The sequence below is a fragment of the Cellulomonas sp. GbtcB1 genome (assembly GCF_019091725.1).
In the GTDB taxonomy this organism is placed as follows: Bacteria; Actinomycetota; Actinomycetes; order Actinomycetales; family Cellulomonadaceae; genus Cellulomonas.
This window is the reverse complement of sequence record NZ_JAGXJG010000517.1, coordinates 1-239: the sequence shown is the minus strand read 5'-3', so window position 1 is coordinate 239 and position 239 is coordinate 1. Positions and strand designations below refer to the sequence as shown.

Below are 239 nucleotides of genomic sequence, written 5' to 3'. Positions count from 1 at the left end.
CCAGTCCTGCTCGCCGGCGGCGGGGGCGATCCCGCCGACGCGCACCGGGGCGGACGCGTCGCCGACCACCGTCCCGGCGACGAACCCGTCCTGCGTGTGCCCCCCGCCGTACAGCGCCGTCGCCAGCCCCGGCGACACCATCGGCGTGGGGTCGAGCGGCGGGGTCACCGTCGTCGTGATCACGCCGGGCGCCGCGCGCAGCCGCTCGGCCGCCGACTCGGTCCGGGCGTCCGCGACGG

General features: G+C 80.3%; 1 protein-coding gene. It reads right to left on the bottom strand.

Annotation, left to right across the window (positions count from 1 at the left end):
* A partial coding sequence (locus KVT14_RS21230) for a hypothetical protein (protein WP_217617376.1) occupies positions 1 to 239 on the bottom strand: 239 nt, incomplete at both ends.